This window comes from Kitasatospora sp. NPDC056327 (assembly GCF_042261735.1).
Taxonomy (GTDB): Bacteria; Actinomycetota; Actinomycetes; order Streptomycetales; family Streptomycetaceae; genus Kitasatospora.
This window is the reverse complement of sequence record NZ_JBHJRC010000523.1, coordinates 1-2217: the sequence shown is the minus strand read 5'-3', so window position 1 is coordinate 2217 and position 2217 is coordinate 1. Positions and strand designations below refer to the sequence as shown.

2 pseudogenes are annotated in these 2217 nt (G+C 73.0%); both read left to right on the top strand.

Going from position 1 to position 2217, the window contains the following annotated elements:
- Window positions 1–348: 348 nt before the first annotated feature.
- Window positions 349–966 (top strand): annotated as a pseudogene (locus ACFCX4_RS36020) (carbohydrate binding domain-containing protein); the annotation flags it as partial.
- A 213-nt stretch (window positions 967–1179) separates the two neighbouring features.
- Window positions 1180–2139: pseudogene (locus ACFCX4_RS36015) on the top strand (chitinase); the annotation flags it as partial.
- Window positions 2140–2217: the final 78 nt, after the last annotated feature.

Below are 2217 nucleotides of genomic sequence, written 5' to 3'. Positions count from 1 at the left end.
TGTCGGCCCCCCCCCCACGCCGGGCCCCGGGGCGCCCCCCCCCCCCCCGCCCGGCCCCGGGCGGGGGGGGGGGGGCGGGGCCCCCCCGCGGCCCCGCGGGGGGGCGGGCCCTTCCGCGTGCCCGGACCCCGGCGCGCACGCCCCTGCGGAAGGGGCGGATCCGGCCGCCGGACGGCGGCCGGTGAGCCCGCGTCAACCCGTCAATGGTCCAGACCTATTGACGTGACTTGCCGCCCCTCCTACGATCCGGTCCGGCACACCCCCACATGTCCTCACCTCACCCACGCCGGGCGTCACGCCCCCACGCGCCGGTCATGTCCATGGCGCTCGGCGGGAAGGAAGCACAGCATGTTCCGTCGGAGGTCGCGTACCCCACGCCTTTCGGGCGGTTCCCGCCCGGGTCCGGACGCCGGTCGCCTCGAAGGCGGCCGGGCCGGGAGCGAGCCGCTCCGGTCCGCCCGCCCTCAGCGGGCCGTCGTCGAGCGCGCGTCGCAGCTGCACCGGACCGGACAGACCCCGCAGGGCCCGTCCGTCCTGCGGCGCTCCCTCGCCGCGGTGAGCGCCGTCGCCGTCATCGGGGCCGGCATCGCCGTGGCCGGCACCGTCACGGCCGGGGCCGCCACCCCCAACCTGCTGGCCAACCCCGGCTTCGAGAGCGGTCTCTCCAACTGGAGCTGTGCCGCCGGCTCCGGCGCGGCCGTCAGCAGCCCGGTGCACTCCGGCACCTCGGCCCTCAAGGCCACGCCGGGCGGCGGAGACAACGCCCAGTGCACCCAGACCGTCAGCGTGCAGCCCAACTCGCAGTACACGCTGAGCGCCTTCGTCCAGGGCAGCTACATCTACCTGGGCGCCACCGGCACCGGCCTCTCCGGCACCACGTCCACCTGGACGGCGAGCAGCGCCTCGTACAGCAAGCTCAACGTGTCCTTCTCCACCGGCCCGAGCACCACCTCGGTGACGGTCTTCCTGCACGGCTGGTACGGCCAGCCCGCGTTCTACGCGGACGACGTGGAGCTCTCCGGCCCCGGCGGCAGCACCCCCACCACCACCCCGCCGACCACGCCTCCGACGACTCCGCCGACCACGCCGCCGACCACCCCGCCCACGACTCCGCCGACCACGCCGCCGACCACCCCGCCCACGACTCCGCCGACCACGCCGCCGACCACCCCGCCCGGTGACGTCACCTGCCCGACCAAGCCCAGGCCGGCCGGCAAGGTCCTCCAGGGCTACTGGGAGAACTGGGACGGCGCCGCCAACGGCGTCCACCCGGGCATGGGCTGGACCCCGATCACCGACCCGCGGATGGCCGCGCACGGCTACAACGTGATCAACGCCGCCTTCCCGGTGATCCTCTCGGACGGCACCGTCCTGTGGCAGGACGGCATGGACGCCGGCGTCAAGGTCTCGACCCCCGCCGAGATGTGCCAGGCCAAGGCCGCCGGCGCGACCATCCTGATGTCGATCGGCGGCGCCGCCGCGGGCATCGACCTCAGCTCCAGCACCGTCGCCGACAAGTTCGTCGCGACCGTCGTCCCGATCCTCAAGAAGTACAACTTCGACGGGATCGACATCGACATCGAGACCGGCCTCTCCGCGGCCGGCAACATCAACACGCTGTCCGCCTCCCAGTCCAACCTGATCCGCATCATCGACGGCGTGCTCGCCCAGATGCCCGCGGGCTTCGGTCTGACGATGGCCCCCGAGACCGCGTACGTCACCGGCGGCAGCGTCACCTACGGCTCGATCTGGGGCTCCTACCTGCCGATCATCAAGAAGTACGTCGACAACGGCCGCCTGTGGTGGCTGAACATGCAGTACTACAACGGCAGCATGTACGGCTGCGCCGGCGACTCCTACCAGGCCGGCACCGTCCAGGGCTTCACCAAGCAGACCGAGTGCCTGAACAACGGTCTGACCATCCAGGGCACCACCATCAAGGTGCCCTACGACAAGCAGGTCCCCGGCCTGCCGGCCCAGCCCGGCGCGGGCGGCGGCTACATGGCGCCGGGCCTGGTCAGCCAGTCCTGGAACGCCTTCAACGGCTCGCTGAAGGGGCTCATGGACTGGTCGATCAACTGGGACGGTTCGAAGGGCTGGTCCTTCGGCGACACGGTCAAGTCCCTCCAGGGCCGCTGATCCCGCGCTGATCCCCGGCTGACGCTCCGCCGACGTTCCACCGACCGTCCCCGTGGGCGGCCCGGGCCCGCACGGGCC